At 59.1% G+C, this 18,125-nt stretch carries 20 protein-coding genes; 3 read left to right on the forward strand and 17 right to left on the reverse strand.

Translation table 11 applies throughout. The annotated features are described in order from the left end of the window. Nucleotides 1–42: 42 nt before the first annotated feature. Nucleotides 43–915: a hypothetical protein gene (locus HNQ83_RS24315; protein ID WP_175391297.1), complete on the reverse strand. Its 873-nt coding sequence runs from the start codon at nucleotides 913–915 to the stop codon at nucleotides 43–45. 257 nt (nucleotides 916–1,172) lie between these two features. Then, on the reverse strand, nucleotides 1,173–1,733 hold the full coding sequence (locus HNQ83_RS24320; RefSeq protein WP_175391298.1) for a hypothetical protein: 561 nt from the start codon (nucleotides 1,731–1,733) through the stop codon (nucleotides 1,173–1,175). 667 nt (nucleotides 1,734–2,400) lie between these two features. Between HNQ83_RS24320 and HNQ83_RS24325 the strand changes: the two genes are divergently transcribed. Together HNQ83_RS24325 and HNQ83_RS24330 are read left to right on the forward strand one after the other, a co-directional pair. Next, nucleotides 2,401–2,760 carry a DUF6124 family protein gene (locus HNQ83_RS24325; protein WP_175391299.1) on the forward strand — a complete coding sequence of 120 codons (360 nt, stop codon included), beginning with the start codon at nucleotides 2,401–2,403 and terminating at the stop codon, nucleotides 2,758–2,760. A gap of 296 nt (nucleotides 2,761–3,056) precedes the next feature. Then, on the forward strand, nucleotides 3,057–3,725 hold the full coding sequence (locus tag HNQ83_RS24330) for an ATPase (RefSeq protein ID WP_175391300.1): 669 nt from the start codon (nucleotides 3,057–3,059) through the stop codon (nucleotides 3,723–3,725). Nucleotides 3,726–3,729: 4 nt separating this feature from the next. Here the strand turns inward: HNQ83_RS24330 and HNQ83_RS24335 are convergent, their stop codons facing one another. From HNQ83_RS24335 to HNQ83_RS24365, 7 genes are all read right to left on the reverse strand, one after another. After that, nucleotides 3,730–4,326 (reverse strand): cytochrome c3 family protein, encoded by a 597-nt coding sequence (locus HNQ83_RS24335; protein WP_175391301.1) that lies wholly within the window; start codon nucleotides 4,324–4,326, stop codon nucleotides 3,730–3,732. 9 nt (nucleotides 4,327–4,335) lie between these two features. Beyond that, nucleotides 4,336–4,818, reverse strand: a complete 483-nt coding sequence (locus HNQ83_RS24340; protein ID WP_175391316.1) for a nitrate reductase cytochrome c-type subunit — start codon at nucleotides 4,816–4,818, stop codon at nucleotides 4,336–4,338. Nucleotides 4,819–4,844: 26 nt separating this feature from the next. Beyond that, nucleotides 4,845–7,349 carry a nitrate reductase catalytic subunit NapA gene (gene napA / locus HNQ83_RS24345; RefSeq protein ID WP_175391302.1) on the reverse strand — a complete coding sequence of 835 codons (2,505 nt, stop codon included), beginning with the start codon at nucleotides 7,347–7,349 and terminating at the stop codon, nucleotides 4,845–4,847. Continuing rightward, nucleotides 7,346–7,606, reverse strand: a complete 261-nt coding sequence (locus HNQ83_RS24350; protein WP_175391303.1) for a chaperone NapD — start codon at nucleotides 7,604–7,606, stop codon at nucleotides 7,346–7,348. The genes napA and HNQ83_RS24350 overlap by 4 nt, the downstream gene beginning before the upstream one ends. A 23-nt stretch (nucleotides 7,607–7,629) precedes the next feature. Continuing rightward, on the reverse strand, nucleotides 7,630–7,797 hold the full coding sequence (gene napE / locus HNQ83_RS24355; protein ID WP_175391304.1) for a periplasmic nitrate reductase, NapE protein: 168 nt from the start codon (nucleotides 7,795–7,797) through the stop codon (nucleotides 7,630–7,632). 198 nt (nucleotides 7,798–7,995) lie between these two features. Beyond that, nucleotides 7,996–8,883 carry a serine hydrolase gene (locus HNQ83_RS24360; protein WP_175391305.1) on the reverse strand — a complete coding sequence of 296 codons (888 nt, stop codon included), beginning with the start codon at nucleotides 8,881–8,883 and terminating at the stop codon, nucleotides 7,996–7,998. A gap of 50 nt (nucleotides 8,884–8,933) precedes the next feature. After that, the gene (locus HNQ83_RS24365; protein ID WP_175391272.1) at nucleotides 8,934–9,302 is read right to left on the reverse strand and encodes a hypothetical protein; all 369 of its coding nucleotides are present in this window, start codon (nucleotides 9,300–9,302) and stop codon (nucleotides 8,934–8,936) included. Here HNQ83_RS24365 and HNQ83_RS24370 point away from each other — a divergent pair. Next, the gene (locus HNQ83_RS24370; protein WP_175391306.1) at nucleotides 9,198–9,983 is read left to right on the forward strand and encodes a DeoR/GlpR family DNA-binding transcription regulator; all 786 of its coding nucleotides are present in this window, start codon (nucleotides 9,198–9,200) and stop codon (nucleotides 9,981–9,983) included. The genes HNQ83_RS24365 and HNQ83_RS24370 overlap by 105 nt on opposite strands. Before the next feature lie 177 nt (nucleotides 9,984–10,160). Here the strand turns inward: HNQ83_RS24370 and HNQ83_RS24375 are convergent, their stop codons facing one another. From HNQ83_RS24375 to HNQ83_RS24410, 8 genes are all read right to left on the reverse strand, one after another. Beyond that, on the reverse strand, nucleotides 10,161–11,444 hold the full coding sequence (locus HNQ83_RS24375) for an FAD-binding oxidoreductase (protein ID WP_175391307.1): 1,284 nt from the start codon (nucleotides 11,442–11,444) through the stop codon (nucleotides 10,161–10,163). Between the two features lie 166 nt (nucleotides 11,445–11,610). Further along, nucleotides 11,611–12,975: a glutamine synthetase family protein gene (locus HNQ83_RS24380; RefSeq protein ID WP_175391308.1), complete on the reverse strand. Its 1,365-nt coding sequence runs from the start codon at nucleotides 12,973–12,975 to the stop codon at nucleotides 11,611–11,613. Between the two features lie 390 nt (nucleotides 12,976–13,365). Continuing rightward, nucleotides 13,366–14,724: a chromate efflux transporter gene (gene chrA / locus HNQ83_RS24385; protein ID WP_175391309.1), complete on the reverse strand. Its 1,359-nt coding sequence runs from the start codon at nucleotides 14,722–14,724 to the stop codon at nucleotides 13,366–13,368. A 71-nt stretch (nucleotides 14,725–14,795) separates the two neighbouring features. After that, nucleotides 14,796–15,257: a molybdopterin synthase catalytic subunit MoaE gene (moaE, locus tag HNQ83_RS24390; protein WP_175391310.1), complete on the reverse strand. Its 462-nt coding sequence runs from the start codon at nucleotides 15,255–15,257 to the stop codon at nucleotides 14,796–14,798. Between the two features lie 2 nt (nucleotides 15,258–15,259). Beyond that, the gene (locus HNQ83_RS24395; protein ID WP_175391311.1) at nucleotides 15,260–15,511 is read right to left on the reverse strand and encodes a MoaD/ThiS family protein; all 252 of its coding nucleotides are present in this window, start codon (nucleotides 15,509–15,511) and stop codon (nucleotides 15,260–15,262) included. Next, complete coding sequence (gene moaC, locus HNQ83_RS24400) at nucleotides 15,508–16,014, reverse strand: cyclic pyranopterin monophosphate synthase MoaC (protein WP_175391312.1); 507 nt, start codon at nucleotides 16,012–16,014, stop codon at nucleotides 15,508–15,510. Before moaC ends, HNQ83_RS24395 begins: the two co-directional genes overlap by 4 nt. A gap of 43 nt (nucleotides 16,015–16,057) precedes the next feature. Next, nucleotides 16,058–16,885, reverse strand: a complete 828-nt coding sequence (gene fdhD / locus HNQ83_RS24405; protein ID WP_175391313.1) for a formate dehydrogenase accessory sulfurtransferase FdhD — start codon at nucleotides 16,883–16,885, stop codon at nucleotides 16,058–16,060. Nucleotides 16,886–17,024: 139 nt separating this feature from the next. Then, complete coding sequence (locus tag HNQ83_RS24410) at nucleotides 17,025–17,915, reverse strand: LysR family transcriptional regulator (RefSeq protein WP_175391314.1); 891 nt, start codon at nucleotides 17,913–17,915, stop codon at nucleotides 17,025–17,027. Between the last annotated feature and the right edge of the window lie 210 nt (nucleotides 17,916–18,125).

Below are 18,125 nucleotides of genomic sequence, written 5' to 3' on the forward strand. Positions count from 1 at the left end.
CCCTTTTTATTGGTCCCCTTTTTACTGGAGCATTTAACCCAATTAGTCTAAATGTGAAATACTGATTTTGACGCCTTTAGAGAACGCTCCGCGACCGGGATCGGATGCTTTTGTGTGAAGATACGTAGTGCTCCATCCCTTCACCATATCCAGATAGCTATTACGTTCAGAGCCCAATTTAGTAATTTCCTCCGCTGAAAAGAACGATTCTAAACCACCGAAGGCTTCCTTATTGGTTCTAAAGGGGTTGAGTATTCCAAAAGAAGACCATGCAACAAGCAGCGACCAAGACCTTACCAGTATTCTCATATCTGGATCGAGATCATCCCAAGTAATTTCTGGAGAGTGCTCATTATGAGCGATTGACTTATTCCTATAGTTAAAAGTCTTGGAGTTTTTATTGTCAAAGTAACCAGTCTTTCTCCTGAATGCTTGCTCTATAAAAGTGGCCTCGTCTATATCACAAGCTCCATCCCCTTTAATCCAAATCCCGACCTCTTTCCATAGATTTGCAAGCGAGTTATCTCTCGGGTCCGTGGAAACTAATTTTCCAATTCCCACTATTATCGTATGGGCCGAACCTATAAGCCATTGTTGCCAGAAAAAACTATTGCCTAATCGATTTTGTGCGCTTGGTGTTTTTTGCAAGGCATGAATAAAAGCTCTTACTTCAATAATATCCAATATTATTTGATCAATTCCTTGGGGGAACTCACCTTTTTTTCGCTCGTCGGAGTCTATCCAATCCCTTATTTCGTCAATCCATTCTTGAAAAAGCAATTTTGAATGTTCGGAGGGGGCATCATTTATGTAGGTCTCGAGCTGTCTGATTTTATCCAGCGCTTCTTCTTCGGAAAGTCTGGAATTAGTTCTATTATTGCAAAATTCCTTAGCCTCTAAAACATTGATAAACATAAGCCGAACCTCGGTATGTAAACTCTTATGGAATATCCTGTTGCAAGCATAAGCCAAAGTCTCAACCTTAATGGAGAGCAGCGCTGACTAAATTTTAAGTAAATAGTTAGCAATAGATTTTGTCTTTCTAGATCTATTCCAGATTATTGCCGCTTTTCCATAGGACGTTGTCGGCAAAAAAAGCAAAAACGGACGTTCATACTAGTGCAGCTTCCTACATAAAGCCGCACGGTGTATGAGGCAGAAAAATAAAACCGTCACTTCTCCAAATCGTTGTCCCTGCAGGGAGTCGCTAATGCGAGGCCCACAGCATAGGTTACGTCAGCATGATCGTGCGGGCGAAATTCAGCGTGATACCGAATAACCTCTTCTACCAACCCGAGATCACTGACCGGACTAGACGAAAACATGCTGGCGATTTCCCTTGCACGAGATAAAACGGCGTCGACTGGTTCGCTGATGTCTAGCTGTGCCTCATCCGACCAGAATTCGTGTTGCACTCGCTTGATATAGATGTTTACTGCGGGTGCTAGCTGAATTCGCCGCAATACCTGGCGCAAGCAAACACCTTCCACTATGTAGCCTTCAAGCTTCTCCAAGGTAGCCTTAAGCTTCGAGTAGTCGATGTACTCAACATACCCGCCCATTTTCTTCAGAAGGAAGGAATCTAGGCTTATACAAGGAAGCCCAAGGGATCCCGAGATTTCTTGGGCCAACGTTGACTTGCCCGCGCCATCTATTCCATCAATACCGATACGTACTGCACGCATTGCGCGGATCGCTTTTATCACTTCCTGTGAACTAATGCAGTACGTCATATGGAATCCACTAATTTGATGTGTTGCTGCCAGTTGACTCTTCTTGAAGCAGAGGGAATGGTGAAAAAATTGTCTAAGAGCGCCACTCCTAAAGCTACCTTTCTGGCGGCGTTCAAGCTTCCCTAAGGCTAACGTCGGAGAGTGTAGCTCACATTCTCCGTATCAAAGACCCGTAGAGATTGATTGCTATTGACCGAAAGCGGACTGATCAAGCGCCCACGTCGCCCGTACCATTTACGACGATTACGCCAGACGCCGTCTAAATTCCCAAGGTTCCCCCTCGTGTAGGACGCGTTTACCTACTCATTAAACATCACTCGGGAACGCTTGTTTAAAAGCATTTGTGGTTACGTGACGACGGCTACAAAACCTTGCGTCGCTGCCTACGGTTACGCCAGAATCCGCCGGCTTGTGCGCCTTGGGGTCGCTCGGTAACTTGATTCGCGTCACTGCTCATCAGTGATCGGGTTTGGTAGCCCGGTTCAATTAGGCGTACGGCGTCATCATTTGCAGACCTTCCAAGATCTCTGCTCTATGGTGGTCATGCGCAGGGCTCCTTCGGGGGCGCCGGGTTCCTAATTACCGGTCTACCAACCCGCGTATGGCCGCCACCCTTCGTTTGGTAGCGAGGGTCAAGGCTCCTTCTTTTCAATTAGGAGTTTCATCTATGTTCAAGGTCACACCCAACCCCCCGGACACCGATCCGACTTCCCCCTACGAACCCGACTCAAACAAACTCAACGAAGCCGCCGAGCGCGCCCTCGACTTCCACTTCCCCTCGACGGCCGACATCAAGGCCACGCCGCGTACACCCAGCACTCTGTTTGCCGTCAACCCGGAGACCACGACTGAAACCCTGGTGGTTTATCTGGTCGAGACGCTGGCGTCGGTCGATGTGATGGTCCATCAACTGGTCGATCATCTGGAGGGTGGAGATCGCAATGCGCTGCTGGGGATTTCCAATAGCATCATGCTGGCGGAGATCACGGCGAATCGGGTGTTGGATCAGATTGATCCGCGGGAGTAGGGCGGTCTGCGCCTGACGATCCATCTGTGGTGAGGGGATTTAGCGAAACATCGCGCCACCCGGTTGGGTTGTGAAGCGGCCCCCAAAATAGGGACTGCTGGCGCAGTCCAACGGGGCGGTGCGACGTTTCGCTAAATCCCCTCGCCACAGGTATGCGTTCCCATAGGCGAACAGCGTTCTACCGATAGCCCCCATTCATTCCATCGATACCCATCATTAAAAAACGCAAGTTCTGTTTTTCTGTCATCAGAGGAGGATAGGGTCATTCCGATCTCGCCCTTGAAGGAACCTGCGCGATGAGAATTTCGACCCTGTTGGCTGTTGTCGCCGTGCTGACCGGCAGCCTTGCCACCACCGTACCCGCCATAGCGGCTGATCCGGGCTGCCGTTTCCTGCCTATCGCCGACAGCGCCGCCAGTTTGCAGCACGCCCGAACGGTGGCGGTGCTGTACAGCGAGAACACGCTCAATACCCAGCAATACCTGGAGCAGTACCACGCCGTGGCGGTGAAAGGTGCGCAGAATCCCGATATGAATGCGCAGATCGCCCAGGCGTTCGTCGACAGCTCCGATCCGCAGCGGGCGATGGGTTGGTTGATGGGGTCGTTGCAGAAGCAGTTCACGTCGGTGACGGTCTACGACAGCCTTGACGCGGCGGTGCAGGCGCATCCGGATGTGGTGGTGATGCTCGATACCTACAGCCGGTTGGTGTCCAAGCGCAACAATCAGGTTGAGGCGCGGTTCATGGCGAAGTTCTACGACGCGAGCCTGCAGTACATCGGTCAGGCCGAAGGTTCCCGGGCACAGCAGATGCCCTCGGTGTGGGTGCATGGCAAAGGCGCGCCGCAGATTGCCGCGCAGATCAATCAGCAAACCGAGTTGCAGGTCAATGCGTTGAAGCAGTTCGACGCGTCGTTGAAGGCGTTGGTGACCGCTGGCCGTGCGGGGCATGTCGCCAGCAACTAGGCCACTACCAGCCTTTCACCCCACTCATGTCGGGCAGTTTGTGGGCGATGCCTTTGTGGCAGTCGATGCAGGTGGCTTCACCCTTGGCCAGTGATGTCGAGTGCATGGCGGCGGCGCGTTTGCTCTGGCGGGTGAAGTCCATGAATTCGAAGTTGTGACAGTTACGGCATTCACGCGAGTCGTTGGCCTTGAGTCGGGCCCATTCATGTTCCGCCAGTTCCCGGCGCAGGGTGAGGAATTTGTCGCGGGTGTCGATGGTGCCGAACAGCTTGCCCCAGACCTCTTTCGACGCCTGCATCTTGCGCGCGATCTTGTGCGTCCATTCGTGAGGGACGTGGCAGTCCGGGCAGCTGGCGCGCACGCCGGAACGGTTGGTGTAGTGGATGGTGTCCTGCAACTCGACGAACACGTTGTCGCGCATCTCATGGCAGGAGGTGCAGAATTTCTCGGTGTTGGTCAGTTCCAGCGCGGTGTTGAAACCGCCCCAGAAAATGATCCCGGCGATAAAGCCGCCCAGCGTGAGAAAGCCCAGGCTGAAGTAGACGCTTGGCCGACGGAGGATACCCCAGTAGTCCTTAAGCAGGGCGAACAGTGCTTTCATGGCGCCTCCTTAAGGTTTTTGCGCGGCGTTGGCGTCGTCTTGCAGGATTTTGTCGATGGTCTCGAAGCTGTTGCCCACCAAGGGCAGTACCTCTTTTTGCGGGACGTGGCACTGGTTGCAGAAGTAGCGGCGCGGTGAAACGGCGGCCAGCGCCTGACCGTCGCGGTCCATGTAGTGGGTGATGCTGATCATCGTCGCCTGGGTCCGCGCGCTGTTGGCCCGGCTGTGACAGGACAGGCATTTGTTGCCGTTCTTGTCGATCTGATAGCCGCGAATGCTGTGGGGGATGGTCGGCGGCTGGTCGGGGTAATTGCGCTCGCGCTTGAGGTCCTTGTTTTCATCGTTGGCAATCGGCGGGGCGGGCATGCTCTGGGTCAGGGTGCCACCGGGCCGGCGTCCGTCCGGGCCCGGTGCGTCGAGGGGGTAATTGACCTCGGCCGCGAACGCGGCACCTACAACGGCGGCCATCACGGCAAGCAACAACAGCGGCAGGGTTCGAAATGTCATGACGGTGCTCCTCAGGCCGCGCTGATCAACTCGATGCGGATGGCGCATTTCTTGTAGTCGGTCTGTTTGGAGATGGGGTCGGTGGCGTCGAGCGTGACCTTGTTGATCAGCTTGTTGGCATCGAAAAACGGTACGAACACCAGGCCCCGGGGCGGTTTGTTACGCCCTCGGGTTTCGATGCGCGCACGGATTTCGCCGCGTCGGCTGATCAGTTTCACTTCACTGCCACGTCGCGCGTTCAGGGCCTTGGCATCTTCGGGGTGCATGTAGACCAACGCGTCGGGGACGGCTTTGTACAGCTCTTCGACCCGTTGCGTCATGCTGCCTGTATGCCAGTGTTCCAGAACCCGGCCGGTGCTGAGCCAGAACGGGTACTCGGCATCCGGGGCTTCCGCTGGCGGCTCGTAGGGCAGGGCGAAGATGATCGCCTTCTTGTCCGGGTAGCCGTAGAACTGCACCTTGCTGCCGGTCTCCACATAAGGGTCGTAGCCCTCGCGGTAGCGCCAGCGGGTTTCCTTGCCGTCGACCACCGGCCAGCGCAGGCCGCGTTCGCTGTGGTAGCGATCGAAGGCAGCCAGGTCATGACCGTGGCCGCGACCGAACTGGGCGTATTCTTCGAACAGGCCTTTTTGCAGGTAGAAACCGAAGGCCTTGGCTTCGTCGTTCTTGTAGCCGGCTTCGATTTGCCCCACCGGAAACTGATCGACCTGGCCGTTCCTGTACAGCACGTCGAACAGGGTCTTGCCCTTGTATTCGGGTCGCTTGGCCAGCAGGTCGGCGGGCCACACTTCATCGATCTTGAAGCGCTTGGAAAACTCCACCAATTGCCACAGGTCCGATTTGGCATCCCCCGGCGCACTCACCAATTGATGCCAGAACTGCGTGCGGCGCTCGGCGTTGCCAAAGGCGCCTTCCTTTTCCACCCACATGGCCGTGGGCAGGATCAGGTCCGCCGCCTGGGCGGACACGGTGGGGTAGACGTCCGAGACAATCACGAAGTTGTCCGGGTTGCGCCAGCCGGGCAGCGTTTCCTGCATGATGTTCGGCCCGGCGTGCATGTTGTTGCTGGCCATGGTCCAGTACACGTTGAGCACGCCGTCCTTGAGCATGCGGCTCTGTTGCACGGCGTGAAAACCGACTTTCTCTTGAATGGTGCCCTCAGGCAGCTTCCAGATTTGTTCCGCGTGGGCGCGGTGCTTGGGATTGGTCACCACCAGGTCGGCGGGCAACCGGTGCGAGAAGGTGCCGACTTCCCGCGCGGTGCCACAGGCCGAGGGCTGGCCGGTCAACGAGAAGGGGCTGTTGCCCGGTTCGCTGATTTTGCCGGTGAGCAGGTGGATGTTGTAGATCAGGTTGTTGGCCCACACCCCGCGCGTGTGCTGGTTGAAACCCATGGTCCAGAACGACACCACCTTGCGCTTGGGATCGGCATACAGCTCGGCCAGGCTCTTGAGCCGTTCTGCCGGCACACCCGTTTCCTTGGCGGTGCGATCCAGCGTGTAGGGTTTGACGAACGCGGCAAACTGCTCGTAGGAAATGTCCGTCCAGGTGTTGGCCTTGTCGGCATTCTTCGCCTGTTTTTCCCGTGGGTCATCCGGGCGCAAGCCGTAGCCGATGTCATCGGCACCCTGGGCGAAGCGCGTGTGCTGGGTGATGAAGTCCTTGTTGACCGCGCCGCTTTCGATGATGTGGTTGGCGATGTAGTTGAGGATCAGCAGATCGGTTTGCGGCTTGAACACCATCGGGATGTCGGCCAGTTCGAAGCTGCGATGTTCGAAGGTCGACAACACCGCGACCTTCACATGGGGGCAACTCAGACGTCGATCGGTGACCCGGCTCCACAGGATCGGGTGCATCTCGGCCATGTTCGAACCCCACAGCACGAAGGCGTCGGTGGCTTCGATGTCGTCGTAGCAACCCATTGGCTCGTCCATGCCGAAGGTGCGCATGAACCCCATCACCGCCGAGGCCATGCAATGACGGGCATTGGGGTCGATGTTGTTGCTGCGGAAGCCGGCCTTCATCAGCTTGTTGGCGGCGTAGCCTTCCCACACCGTCCATTGCCCGGAGCCGAACATGCCGATCGATTCGGGCCCTTTGTTTTTCAGGGCTTCCTTGAATTTCGCTTCCATGATGTCGAAGGCCTTCTCCCAGCTGATCGGCTGGAATTCGCCCTGTTTGTCGAACTGACCGTTTTTCATGCGCAGCATCGGCTGGGTCAGGCGGTCGACGCCGTACATGATCTTGGACAGGAAATAGCCCTTCACACAGTTCAGCCCGCGATTGACCTCGGCCTTGACGTCGCCGTGGGTAGCGACCACCCGGTTGTCCTTGGTCGCGACCATCACACTGCAGCCGGTGCCGCAAAAGCGACAGGGCGCTTTGTTCCAGTCCAGGGTGACCATGTCCGCTTCGGTCACCAGATTGCTGGCAGAAGTGATGATCGGCAGGCCAGCTGCGGAGGCCGCAATGGCGGCGGCCTGGGCCTTGACGAATGTTCGACGCGACATGCTCATTCGACGTCTCCGACAGAATCGAGGATTTCGTGATAGATCAACGCGGCGTTGAGTACGCCGGGCAGGTTGTTGATCTGTTCGATGCGTTGCAGGATCTGGTTTTCGTGTGTGGTTTCAAGCACGACCACCAGTTTGCCGGCGGCACTTTCCTGATGCAGTTCCACACCGTCCAATAGACGCAAGTTGGCTTTGACGGCTTCAAAAAGTTCCGGTCGGGCAAGTACAACCAGGCTGGCGATGTGCAGGGCTTCGTCCATGCGCTGACTCCAACAGAGTGTGATCAGTTGGGTGGCCCGGGCGGGCCGTAGATCATTTGTAAAATCCAGACAATGAAACCGTAGCCGCCAACAATAGCGACCGACAGCAACGGAAACAGGCAGACGACAAGAAACAGGAACAGCCGGGTTTCCTTGCGCCGCTGCAGTTTTTGTTCTTCAGCCAATGCCATGGCGTTCACTCCGCCGAACTTGCAATCAGACTAGTTCACGAAATTTTCCCGGGTTTAACGGCGCAAGTCTTATCGACCGACGGTAATTGGAGAGTGCGTGCAGGAAGAGTGGGTTGTATTGCTTTAAATCAATAGCGTATCAAGTAGCTAAATCATTTATTGATACGCGTTATTGTTTGAGAATGATTTATCGCTCGATTACGTACTTGCTTTCAAGGTGGCCGACAGGCGCTTCACCACTTCGGTTTCGACCACCGCTTCGTGGGTGTTTGCTTGAAACACCGCGCAACTGGCCGTGTTGTCGCCATCGACGCTGCGATAGACCGCCACGACGCTGCCGGGTCCACTGCCGGTGTGTCCGCTCAACGTCAAACCACCTTTTTCCACACCTTGCATCAGCCCCAGGCCATAACCCGGGGACATCCACGGGCGGCCGGGAATCGGGCCGCCAAGCGACCGGGCCCTTTGCATGTCGCGCAGCAGTTCAAGGGGGAAAAGGTCTCCGCTCAACAGTCGATCCAGGCACAACGCGGCCTCATCCAGCGGACCGACCAGCAAGCCGTGATAGACCCAGCCCGGGTCGTAATCGGGGGCACCGCCCATGTCCACGCCTTGCAGATCGGACCGGCTTTTTGCCAGGCGCGCATGCGTCAGGCCGAGAGGGGCCAATACGCGCTGGGTGAGTGCTTCTTCAAGGGAGAGACTGGTCACGCGTTGGATGAGCCGCGCGATGAACAGGTAACCGACGTTGGAATATCGCCAGCCGTCCCCCGGCGTGTAGCGCAACCGGGCGGCATCAAGGCGTTGCAGCAGATCATCAGAAGACCAGGGGATGTCATGGCGGGCGACAGCGGCGTGGTAATCGGCGAGTTCGGAATAATCCGCCAGCCCGGCCTCGTGTCGCAGCAGTTGGCGCAGGGTGAACGGGCCTTCCGGGACGGTGTCGTCAAGACCGGTCAAACCGTCGCGCACCAGTGTCAGGGCAGCGGCGGCGATCACGGTTTTGCTGAAGCTCCACCAGGGCACCGTTGTATCGGGTCGTTCAGGCGTGAGGAGGGTGCCGTTCGATACAAGGGCAAAAAGCATGGGGCGACTCTGCTGTCAGGAAGGCATGCAGAGTACCGGGTTTCTGCCGATCAGGTGTGCACCAGTGCGATGGTGAACGAGACGACGATCATGCAGGCAAAAGCGAAATTGAGATTCATGAAGTTTCCATCCAAAACATGAGTGACGGCGCCATTCTGAACAGGAAGGGAGAAAATATGAAATTTCCCTTCATGATTTGAAAGATCGAAAGAATTGATATCTGGCGCTTTTTCCGGGTTCGCCGGTTTGTGTTTGTCCTGGGGTTTGGCTAATCTCGCACAAACACGCAGCCTCATGCATAAACAGGCAGGACCATGCACGATCACTCGCCAGCCGAACTCCCTCATCTGCGCCGACAGAAAATCCTCCTGATCCTCGAACGCGACGGCAAGGTCATGGCCTCCGAGTTGAGCCAGCATTTCGCCGTCTCCGAAGACACCATTCGCCGCGATCTGTCAGAACTGGCCAGTGCCGGCCTGGTGCAGCGGGTGCACGGTGGGGCGCTGCCGCGACCCAAGGACACCGGCAAGGATTACTTCACCCGCATCAGCGAAACCGACGAGGTGAAAACCCGCCTGGCGCAGCAGGCGGCCCATCGCGTCGAGAACGGGCAGATCGTGCTGTTCGATTCCGGCACCACGACCTTGCAGATCGCGCGGTCGCTGCCGTCGGACATCTGCATCACGGCGGTCACCGCATCGCCCATGACCGCGATCACCTTGTCCGAATACAAGGGCATCAAGGTGATCCTGGCCGGTGGTCAACTCAATCCGGCCACGATGTCGGCCAGTGGTCATGAAACCCTGCGCCTGCTCGAAGGCATCAAGGCCGATCTGTTGTTCACCGGCGTGTGCGCGATTCACCCGGAAGTCGGCATCAGTTCGCTGCACTTTGACGAGGTGCCGGTGAAGCAGGCGATGCTCGACAGCGCGTCCCATGTGATCGCGGTCACCACCGCGGACAAGCTGGGGGCAGTGGAGCCGTTCGTGGTCGCGCCGTGCTCGCGCTTGCACACGCTGATCACCGAGCGCCATGTGGCGTCGGGGAATGTCGAGGACTATCGGGCGTTGGGAATTGAGGTGGTGCAGGTGGAGGGGTGAAGCCGTTGCGGATGACCCCAATCCCCTGTGGGAGCGAGCCTGCTCGCGAAGGCGGAGTGTCAGGCGACATTGATGTTGAACCTGGCGGCCCCTTCGCGAGCAGGCTCGCTCCCACAGGGATTGATTGCCAGGCCCGATAGTTGCGGTCGAGCCTGCTCCCGATGGAGGTAGTCGATCTCAGCGCAACCGCTCAAGCATCTGGTAGTACCACATCCCGGCAGCCAGCATCGGATTGCCGAGCAGGTCACCCATGGGCACGCGGATGTGCTGGCAGGCGGCGAAGGTGTCGAACTGCTGCAGTTGTCCGGTGATCGCCCGGCCCATGATTTCGCCCATGATGTGGGTGGTGGCGATGCCGTGGCCGGAGTAGCCCTGGCAGTACCAGACGTTATCCGACAGCTTGCCCAGTTGCGGGATGCGGTTGATGACGATGCCCATCGCGCAACTCCACTGGTAATCGATGGCCACGCCTTTGAGCGCCGGGAACGTCTGCTCGATGCATGGGCGGAGTTCGGCGGCGATGTCGCGCGAATCCTTGCCGCTGTAGTTGGCGCCGCCACCGAACAGCAAGCGACCGTCGGCGGTCAGGCGGTAGTAGTCGAGCACAAAGCGGCAGTCGTACACGGCCAGGTCTTCGGGGTTGATCTGTTTCGCCAGGTCACCCAGCGGCGCGGTGGTGACGATGCCGCCCATGGCCGGGAAGATCTTGCCCTTGAGCTGGCCCGGTTCCAGTTTGTGGTAGACGTCGCCGGCCAGCAGCACCTGATTGGCGTCGATGCGACCGTGGGCGGTGCGTACGCCCGGCGTGTCGCCATGAATGATCTCCAGCACCTCGCTGTTTTCGAAGATCAATGCACCGAGACTTTCCGCCGCCCGCGCCTCACCGATGCACAGGTTGAGCGGGTGCAGGTGCATGTTGCGCATGTTCTTGATGGCGCCGTGGTAGAGGTCGCTTTGCAGCAGGTCGCGCACCTCGCTGCGGTCGAGCAGGCTGACTTCGTCGGCCATGCCACGGTGCACCGCTTCTTCGTAATCCTTGCGCAAGCCGTCCATGTGGCTCGGTTTGTACGCCGCATGCAGGTGACCGTGCTTGAGGTCGCAGGCGATGCCGTATTTTTCCACCCGTTGCTGGATGATCTGGTGCCCGCGCCAGCGCAGGTGCCAGATGAAGTCATCGACCTCATCACCGAGGGTGCGGCGCATCTGTTTGCGCATCGCTTCGTCGCCCGACAGGCTGCCGGTGACCTGGCCACCGTTGCGCCCGGTGGCGCCCCAGCCGATCTTGTGGCTTTCGACGATGGCGACTTTCAGGCCTTTTTCCGCCAGTTCGACGGCGGTGGCGACGCCGGTGAAACCACCGCCGATGATGACCACGTCAACCCGGTGCTGGCCTTGCAGGGTGGGGTAGTCGGTGTCCTGGTTGAGGGTGGCGGTGTAGTAGGAGTTGGTGCGTTGAGTCATGTTTCATGTCCAGGCAGAAAGGGGGAGTGAAGCTGGCGCCGCCCCTTGTGGGAGCGAGCCTGCTCGCGAAGAGGCCGGCACATTCAGCACTTGTGGTGTCTGACATACTGCATTCGCGAGCAGGCTCGCTCCCACAAGGGGAACGGCGTATGACTGACCAGCAGGCTTACGCCTCCGTCAGATACCAACGCCAATCCTGCTCACCCACCTCAGCCATGAACTGCCGATACTCGGCACGCTTGACCGCCAGATACACCCCCAGAAATTCCTGCCCCAGCGCATCCCGCGCCCACACCGAATTCTCCAGCGCCGTCAGGGAAGTCAGCCAATCGGTCGGCAGCAGTTGTGTGGCTTGCGCATAACCATTGCCTTCAACCGGTTCGCCCGGATCGAGATCCTCGCGGATGCCGCGATGGATGCCGGCCAGGATCGCCGCCGCCGCCAGATAAGGGTTGGCATCGGCGCCGCAGATACGGTGTTCGATGTGCCGACTGTTGGCCGGGCCTCCGGGAACGCGCAGGCTGACGGTGCGGTTGTCGACGCCCCAGGTCGGCGCCAGCGGCGCATAGCTGTTGGCCTGGAAACGCCGGTAGGAGTTGGCGTTGGGGCAGAACAGCAGCAGCGAATCGAGCAGCGAGGCGAGCATGCCGCCGATGGCCGTGCGCAGCAGCGGGGTGCCCGCCGGGTCCTCGGAGGCGAACAGGTTGCGGCCCTCGGCATCGGCAATGCTCACGTGCATGTGCATGCCGGTACCCGCCAGATGATCGAAAGGTTTGGCCATGAAGGTGGCCTGCATGCCGTGCTTGTGGGCGATGGCTTTGACCAACCGTTTGTAGCGTACGGCCTGGTCCATCGCGAGCAAGGCATCGCCGTGTTCCAGGGTGATTTCCACCTGGCCGGGGGCGTATTCGGAGATCGCCGTGCGCGCCGGAATTTCGTGGAGTTTGCACGCCGCGTAGAGGTCGGCGAGGAAGGGTTCGATCTGCTCAAGTTCGCGCAGGCCATAGACCTGCGTATGCCTCGGTCGACCGCCGTCGGCATCCAGGGCCGGTTGCGGGCGGCCGTTTTGATCGCGCTTGGCGTCCAGCAGATAGAACTCCAGTTCGCAGGCCATCACCGGGTGATAACCCTCGGCCTTCAGGCCCTCGATGACCTTGATCAGCAAATGGCGCGGATCGGCGATGCTCGCCGGCATGCCTTCTTGCGGGTGCATGCTGACTTGCACCGCTGCCGTCGGAATCTTCCGCCAAGGCAAACGCACCAGGCTGCCCTCGAGCGGGTAGGCGCGGCAGTCGATATCGCCCACATCCCAGACCAGCCCGGAGTTCTCGACGTCGTCGCCCTGCAAGGTCAGGCCGAGGATGGTGCTGGGCAGCGGACGGCCGCTTTCATACACCGCCAGCAGTTCTTCACGGTGCAACAGCTTGCCGCGGGGCACGCCGTTGGCATCGAGAATAAACAGCTCGATCATGTCGATATCGGGGTTGTTCGCCAGAAAGTTACGGGCGTCTTCAAGGGCTGCGAATTTCATTGTTCGTCACTCACGTTGGCGCCACGCAGGCGCACGGATTCAGGCCACGACACGACGACGGGTACAGTCCCGGAGCGTGCTGGCAGCGATAGCGAAAAAGAGGAGGCTCTACGCGTCGGGAACGCGATCAGGCGAGCAGGGGGCTATCCGGCGGACGTGCGGAGTGACGCAGTTTTGAGCGGCGCAGGGCCATGGGCAGGTTGACGATGCGTTTCATGAGGCAATGCCGTCCACGGCCAGCAGCGAGGTGGCCTGAATCGAGACGTGTTGCTCTGACGGCAATTTGCTCATGAATCTTTTTCCAGCAAGGGAAAACGTCGGAGGCCGATGACCAGCCATCCGGGGGTGTCTGGATACTAGGGGTGAATCCCGCGGCTGTAAACGTTTGTTTCAGCGCAGCAGGTACACCCCCAGTCCGAGCAGCCCACAGCCGATCAACACTTCGATCACGCCGCGCTTGAACCGAAGCAGTGCGGTCGCAGCGACAATGGCGATCAGCAGCGAAGGCCAGTCCAGTTGCCCGGCGAAGCCGTTGGGCCACAAAACGTGGTAGGCAAAGAAGCACGCCAGATTGAGGATCACACCGACCACCGCGGCCGTAATCGCCGTCAGTGGTGCAGTGAATTTGAGCTCGTTGTGCGTCGACTCCACCAAGGGTCCGCCGGCGAGGATGAACAGGAACGAAGGCAGGAAGGTGAACCAGGTCACCAGCGTGGCGGCGACGGCGCCGGCGACAAAGGCTTGATCGGGGCCGAACACCTGATGCACATAGCCGCCGATAAAACCGACGAAGGCGACGACCATGATCAACGGGCCCGGCGTGGTTTCGCCGAGCGCCAGGCCATCGATCATTTGCGTCGGCGTCAGCCAGCCGTAATGGCCGACGGCACCCTGGTACACATACGGCAGGACCGCGTAGGCGCCACCGAAGGTCAGCAGCGCCGCCTTGGTGAAGAACCAGCCCATCTGCGTCAGCGTGCCATCCCAGCCGAACAGTGCGGTGAGGATGGCCATGGGTAACGTCCACAACACGGCGCCGATGATCGCCAGGCGCAGCAGGTTCCAGCGACTGAAACGCGCATGTTCAGGCGTCGGCGTGTCGTCGTCGATGAGCGCCGGGCCGAAGGATTTCTGCGCCGCGCCGTGGCCGCCGGCCCTGAATTTTTCCGGCGCCAGCCGCCCGCCGAAATAGCCGACGATTGCCGCCCCCAGCACGATCAATGGAAACGGCACATTGAGCAGGAAAATCGCCACGAAGGACGCGGCGGCGATGCCCCACAACCAACTGTTCTTCAACGCCCGGGAGCCAATCCGATGCGCCGCCTGCACCACAATCGCCGTGACCGCAGGTTTGATCCCGTAGAACAGGCCGGCCACCACCGGCACGTCACCGAACGCGATGTACACCCAGGACAGGGCGATGAGGATGAACAGCGACGGCAACACAAACAGCGCCCCGGCGAGGACGCCACCCCGGGTGCGGTGCATCAGCCAGCCGATGTAGGTCGCCAGTTGCTGGGCCTCGGGGCCGGGCAGCAACATGCAGTAGTTGAGGGCGTGCAGAAAGCGTCGCTCGGAGATCCAGCGTCGCCGCTCGACCAACTCCTGGTGCATGATCGAAATCTGCCCCGCCGGCCCGCCGAAACTGATGAAGCCGAGCTTGAGCCAGAAACCGAAGGCTTGTCGCAAACTGACGGGTGCGGGTGTTGGCAAGTCCTGTTCTTTGGACGGGGATGGCGTGAGGCTCAAGCGTGGGCTCCTTGTGCAGATGCGCCTTGAGCCTGAGACAGTAGCCATGATGGGGCGGTTTGGGTAGTCGATTATTGCGTCGCGATTGTCCAGCGTTCGGCGGCGGATCGGTCGCTGTCACGGGCATCGACCCAACGCGAGCCGGAGGCCACGTCTTCACGCTTCCAGAATGGCGCATCGGTTTTCAGGTAATCCATGATGAATGCGCAAGCGTCGAAGGCTGCGTGGCGATGCTGGCTGCTCACGCCGACAAACACGATCGGGTCGGTCACCGACAGCTGGCCGATCCGGTGCACGATCTCCACGGCCTTGAGCGGCCACCGTGCCCTGGCATCGTCGATGATCTTTTGCAGCGAACGTTCGGTCATGCCCGGATAGTGTTCGAGAAACAGGCTGGCGACGGCTTCGCTCTGGTTGATGTCCCGGACATAGCCGACAAAATTGACCACGGCGCCGACCCCGGGGTCGCTCGCCCGCAGGTTGTCGATCAATTGGCCGACGTCGAACGCTTTGTATTGGACGCGAACGCTCATGCTCAGCCTCCGGTGACCGGTGGGAAAAAAGCGATCTCGTCAAAGTCTTCGATCCCGCGATCGGGATGGCACAACTCCTGGTTCAGCGCACACATCAGGTTGCTTTCACCGAGCACATCGCGCCACAACTCACCGCGAGCCATCAGCAATTGGCGCACGTCTTCGATGGTCTTGAGGTTGTCGGTCAGGGGCAGTTTTTCACCGCCCAGGTTGAGTTGTTCGCGGTAGCGGGCGAAGTAATTGATCAGGATCATTGGGCGTCCTCGAAGCTGAAGTGACCCGAGCGGCCACCCTGTTTACTGAGCAGGCGGATATCGTCGATGACCATGCCGCGGTCCACCGCCTTGCACATGTCATAGAGGGTCAGGGCAGCAACGCTGACGGCGGTCAGCGCTTCCAGTTCGACGCCGGTCTGGCCCCCGACCCGGCAGGTGCCGACGATTTTCACGCTGTCCGGTGCACAGGCCTTGAGCTCGACGTGGATCGAGCTGAGCAGCAGGGTGTGGCACAGCGGGATCAGCTCACTGGTTTTCTTCGCCGCCATGATCCCGGCCACCCGCGCCACGGCGAACACATCGCCCTTGGGGTGGCCGTTGCTCTGGATCAGCTTCAAGGTTTCCGGGCGCATGCGTACCCAGGCCTGGGCTTGCGCTTCACGTTGCGTCGATGGCTTGTCGCTGACGTCGACCATGTTGGCGCGGCCCTGGCTGTCGAGATGGGTCAAGCCGCCTGGCGGCAAATCCGAAGGGGTTGTCACGGGTAACTCCTGCGCCTGTCAGCGCGGTGATCGAGTGAAGGCATCATGCCGGGCTGTAGATTCGTGGCGCATTGCGATGGGGCACGTGGATCAGGTTGAGGCGATGCTTGATCGCCCATTGCACCGTCAGGGCGGTGGGGGCGGACAGGCTGACCAGCGTGCCCAGTTTCGCCCTGACAGCCTTGTGAATCAGTTCCAGGCTGCAACGGCTGGTGACTACCGTGAAGCCGCAACGGCTGTCGATGCCAGCGTGCTGCAGGGCGCCGATCAACTTATCCAGCGCATTGTGGCGACCGATGTCTTCGCGGCAGATCAGCGCATTGCCGTTGGCGTCGAAGTACAACGCCGCGTGCAACGCGCCGCTGCTGCGGGCCATCTGCTGCGCCTGTTCGATGCGTTCGCGGATGCCGATGAAATGCTGCGCCGGGGGCAGGGCGACCGGGTCGAGCACGTCCAGTGTCGGCAGGGCCTGCTCCAGCGCTTCCACACCGCACAGCCCGCAGCCACTGGTGCCAGCCATCTGCCGGCGATGGTTCTTCAGGGCCCAGAACGCGCGGCTGGAAATCTGCACATCGGCCTGAACCGCCTGATCGAAATGGCTGAGGCACAGGTCATGGATTTCGCTCTGGTCTTTGACGATGTCGTTGCTGACGCTGAAGCCACGGATGAAGTCTTCGAGGTTGCCGGGCGACACCATCATCACCGCCTGGCTCAAACCGTTGTATGTGATCGCCAGGGCAATCTCCGAAGCCAGTGCCGCCTGACCGATTGCCGCGTCGCTGTCGTACTCGCGAAACCCCACGTTCAATGGAAGTGGAGCAGGGGCGTTGGTGTCGCTTCGATCAATGTTTTGTTCAACTTTGCACAACATGTAAAGAACCTCGAAGCGCTGAATTGAGTTCAGGCTACGGGTAACTTATTAGTGCGTCCAATCGCTTGTTCCGATGTGGTGATTGGTGAGCTCTATCGTCCATGGCGAAGTTTGGTTTTTATATCTGAATAATTACGTCTTAATGCTTCGGGGGAAATAACAGTCGTGCTTCGGCAAAACACTTCTCGGCAATCGCCGAGCGCGGCTCGGTCTTGCGCATCACCAGGCCCAAAGGCGCGAGCACGCTGGCATCCGGCAGGTCGATGAAGGCCAGGTGTTCGATGGGTTCTTCCAGGCCGCTGTCCAGCGGCATGATCGCGCAGCAAAACCCTTCGTGGATCGCCTGGAGCAACTGGTAAGTCGAATCGCTTTCCATGATCGGCTGCGGGTTGAGCCCGCGGCTGCGGAAGCTCAGGTCAATGGATTTGCGGTAATGCATGCCGGTGCTGAGCATCCCCAGCGGCAACTCGGCGGCGTCTTCCCAGCTCATTTGCGTGCCGTCGAAATGGAAGTGCCGAGTGTCGTACAGCAGGCCGACGCGGGTCTCGCCGATCTCGAAGCACTCGAAATAGTTCGGGTTGACGTGATCGAGGTAGCACACCCCCAGGTCCAGTTGATTGTTGCCCAGGTTCTCGATGATCTGGTCGGAACTCAGGGAAGACAGGCTGAACTTGAGCTCCGGAAAGCTGTGGGACAAGCCCTTGATGTAGCTGACGGGGTTGAAGCTGCTCAACGGCACCAGGCCCAGGCGCAGGTTACCCACCAGTTGGCCCCGGCAGGCTGCAGCTTCGGCAAACAGACCGTCGTGGGCGGCCAGCAGGGTTCGGGCCCACGCGAGTACGCGCTCGCCCGCCTCGGTGAAGCCCTCGAAGCGCTGGCCGCGGGTGACCAGTACCAGGTCCAGCTCATCCTCCAGGTTTCGCAGGCGCATCGACAGGGTCGGCTGGGTGATATGGCAGCGCGCGGCGGCTTGGCCGAAATGACGGGTCTGCTCCAGGGCGATCAGGAACTTGAGTTGTTTGATGTCCATGACGGCACCTGCTGGCGGAGGAAAGGAGAGGTAAGTATTGACTCGGGTGGGCAAGACACAAGGTTCGTGGACGATCTCATTGTCGTAGGCGAGCGTCCAATCACTGTTGTTTAACGCGCTATCGATCAGCTCTATCACGGAGTCGATAGCCCTGTGGGAGCGAGCCTGCTCGCGAAGAGGTCGGCACATTCAACATTGGTGTTGACTGAC

Source organism: Pseudomonas sp. C2B4, assembly GCF_013359695.1.
Taxonomy (GTDB): Bacteria; Pseudomonadota; Gammaproteobacteria; order Pseudomonadales; family Pseudomonadaceae; genus Aquipseudomonas.